Origin of the sequence: Micromonospora sp. B11E3, assembly GCF_039871625.1 — a bacterium.
GTDB lineage: Bacteria > Actinomycetota > Actinomycetes > Mycobacteriales > Micromonosporaceae > Micromonospora.
Map to the genome: position 1 here is coordinate 1 of NZ_JBDPMC010000169.1, position 3,205 is coordinate 3,205.

The window sequence follows — 3,205 nt, forward strand, 5'->3', positions numbered from 1 at the left end:
GTTATCAAAACCATCGCCCGCGACGCCTACGGCTTCCGAAACCCCGAAAACCAACGCCTACGCACCCGCACCACCACCACGCGACGCCACCGCGGACACCTCAACCCCGCTTAAGTTCGAAGAGCCGTCAAACATGTAACTCTCTGAGCATGTCAACTACTTGGCGCAACACCCGGCGAGCGACCGCCGGAGCGGCTCCGGCCGCCGCTCGGCAAGCCCGCACCGGATCTGGGATCCCGGCATCCTCCGAGGTGAAGTGCGGACCCCGCACGCCGCGGGAAGAACGAAGCCGGCTCACTTAACGAACCAGCAGTGACACTCCCGGTCACAATGAGTGCGACCACCCAGGACGCCTCGCTGACACTGAGTGACCGACGAGGGCGCGAAAAAGCCACTGTGACGCAGCTCTCAAGAAACTTGCGTCGTCGCCTGCCACTCACTCCCCTGAACCGGCCAGGCGACGCGGATCGGTGTGGCGCTGACACCTGATCGCCCGGCACGCCGACCTTGGCGTCGAGGTCGCACCGCTCGGGACCGGCACGCTCGCCGAGGTGTTGGCCGGGCCTGCACCCGAACCGTGGGCCGACGGCACCTCCTGCACCCGCGCACCTCAGTGGAGAAGCCCTGATGACGCTGATCGCCGACCGTCCCGGATCGCCGCCGGCGCTACACCGCGACCTGGTCGCCATCGAGCCCCCGACAGCGGCAACGGCCGACGACCTCTTCCACAGACTGAGCAACCAGCGCCCGCACGTCGTCCACTTCTCCGGCCAAAGCTCATCGACCGGCCTGTTACTCGACGGCACTGACATCCACGACCCGGACGGGGGGTCGGCGTGGATTTCAGGCTCCCCTGCTGCTTCCGTGGGTCCATGATCGCGTGATCATGAGGACAATGGAGGCGGGTTTTGTCCGGTCCTGTGCATTGCTGGCAGGGTTTCCCTTGCGGCGCAAGCCTGCGGGACCGCCCCTCCGACCTCAAGGGCGCTTCGCGTCGCTGCGCGACGGCCCTACGGCCGCCCTTGACCCCGGAGCCTCTGCGGTCCCGTTGGTCAGGCTTGCGGGCAGGCCGGTGGCCTGCCCCGGCGCCGTGCGCCGCAAGGAAAACCGAGACTCGATGTCGCTTCGCTCCCGATTTGTCCACCCACGGATGAGTCAGGAGGGCCGGATTTCACCGTCCCTGCCCGGCTGCTCAAGGGGTGAGGTTCCCCCGGGATGTGGACACCGGGTTATGCCGCGATCTGTTGCAGCGTAGTCGGTGTGAGGGTTTGTTCGTAGTTGGCGGGGCTGAGGTAGCCGAGTGCGGAGTGGCGGTTGAGTCGGCCTGGAGCGCGGTGCTGGTGTTGCCACCAGCCCGTTTCTCCAGGCCGCTCGCCGAGTGAAGTGGGCCGCCAGCGAGGTGCCCGTGGTGTGGGTCCTTTTCTGTCGGCCTCTTCCCGAACCGTGCTGGTCGGTTTCCCTGACACACGGCTCTCCAGTGGTCAGTTCCGGAGGGATGCGCCATCCGGCCGGCGTGGATGTCCTCGTGGCAGGTCCGGCAGATGACCAGGGTCTTGCGGCGCCGTTTCGCCATGAGGTGCACCCATGCGGGTTTGTCGGGCCGGTCGTGACGGTTGAGGTCGGCGAGTTTTCGCAGGTGGTGGACTTCCAACCTGTCAGTGGACTCGCAGAGCGCGCATTGTCCGGCCAGCAGCCGGTGGATCAGTTCGTTGCGTTTGGCGCTGGCCATGACTCTGCTGCCGAATTCGGATCAGGCGGCGAGGGCGAGGTCAAGGCGGCTGAGGTTGCTGGTCCGGGCTGTTGGTAGGGGGCGTTCGGTCCACCAGGCGTGGAGTCGGACGAGGTTGAGGGCGGTCGCGGAGAACACGTGTTGGAGGCGGGTCTTCGCGATGCCGTGGTAGCGGGCGTGGCGGATGCCGGTGATGTCGAGGGCCTGGTTGATGGTGGCTTCGACGCCGGCGCGTAGCTTGTATTTGTCCTGCCAGTTGTTGCTGGTCTGCTGGGTGCGGGCGGTGGCCAGGGCGTGGTGCAGGTCGCGGGGGTAGAAGGTGAGTTGCCGGCCGCCGCGTTTCGCGGTGGTGCACTGCGCTCGTGCCTGGCACGGGCCGCAGGTGGCGCCGGCGAACTTGACCACGATGACCTCGGTGCCGCGTTGGACAGCGGGGCTCCAACTGGTGTTGGTCTGTCCTTGGGGGCAGGTGACCTGCCGGGTGTCGAAGTCGATGGTGAAGCGGGACTTGTCGTAGCCGGTACCGGCGCGGGCCTGGGCGGACTGGTCGAGCAGGGTCGGGGTGACCATGGTGACCCGGTAGCGGCTGGCGGCGGCGGCGATGGTGTCGGCCGAGGGATAGCCGGAGTCAAGGTAGTGCTCATCAGGTAGTAGCCGACGGTCGTGCAGTTGCTGGTGGATGCTGGTGGTGGCTTTCACGTCGGGGACGGTGGCCGCGGTGGTGGCCACGTTGACGATCAGGTTCGGCGCCGGACGGGGACCGGTCTCACCGTCAGGGCCGCTGGTAGCGTCCGGTTCGTCGTGGTGGTCGCAGGTTTCGGTCAGGTGGACCTTGTAGCCGTTCCAGAACAGGTCGTCGCCTTTGGCGGCCCACCGGGTGTCGGTGTCGTACGGCGAGGTGATCCGTGTTCTGGCGGGCGGGAGACCGTCCGTGTCCGCCTCCCGCCGCCGGATCACCTCCCGCCCCCTGCTATCGGTGGTGATCAAATAGTTCTGCACCAGCACGACCCGCAGGGTCTGCACGGCGGGCAGTTCGGCCAGCCATGCCGGAGCCTGCGCAGCGAACACCGCGCGTAGCAGGGCGACGGCGTCGGTGCCGTAGACATGGGCGAGCCGGTCCCGCTTGGCCTGCGAGGCGGGCAGCCGCCAGGAATCGATACGCGGTCCGTACCGGTGCGCCCACTCTCCGACGTCGATCACCGTGGCCAGCCAGTCCGGTGCGGCCATCGATAACGTTTCCAGGCAGGCCCGTACCGACTCACCGGCCAGTTCGAGGCGGTTGAGGTCACGTACCGCGCTGATCACGTGGGTGGAGTCGGTGCGTTGTTTACCACCGGCGCCGATCAGACCCTCCGGCTCCAGATACATGGCCGCCACAGTCTGGGCGATTCGATCATCCACAGTGGGCACACCGAGGACACGGACACCCGCTCCCCCAGCCTTCGGAATCTCCACGGCCTTCACCGGCGGCGGGAA

At 67.1% G+C, this 3,205-nt stretch carries 3 protein-coding genes; 1 reads left to right on the forward strand and 2 read right to left on the reverse strand.

Annotation, left to right across the window (positions count from 1 at the left end; translation table 11 throughout):
• The first annotated feature begins 627 nt into the window (after positions 1-627).
• On the forward strand, positions 628-876 hold the full coding sequence (locus ABGB16_RS33290) for a hypothetical protein (RefSeq protein WP_347672025.1): 249 nt from the start codon (positions 628-630) through the stop codon (positions 874-876).
• Positions 877-1,192: 316 nt separating this feature from the next.
• Here the strand turns inward: ABGB16_RS33290 and ABGB16_RS33295 are convergent, their stop codons facing one another.
• Entirely contained in the window at positions 1,193-1,729 is a 537-nt protein-coding gene (locus ABGB16_RS33295) for a hypothetical protein (protein WP_347672026.1), read from the reverse strand.
• Positions 1,730-1,750: 21 nt separating this feature from the next.
• Positions 1,751-3,205: transposase (locus ABGB16_RS33300; RefSeq protein WP_347672027.1), on the reverse strand; the 1,455-nt coding region annotated here is incomplete at its 5' end.

Bases quoted from the DNA above. Each gene is read 5' to 3' on its own strand.
- ABGB16_RS33295 (WP_347672026.1), bottom strand. From the start codon at position 1,729: ATGGCCAGCGCCAAACGCAACGAACTGATCCACCGGCTGCTGGCCGGA.
- ABGB16_RS33290 (WP_347672025.1), top strand. From the start codon at position 628: ATGACGCTGATCGCCGACCGTCCCGGATCGCCGCCGGCGCTACACCGC.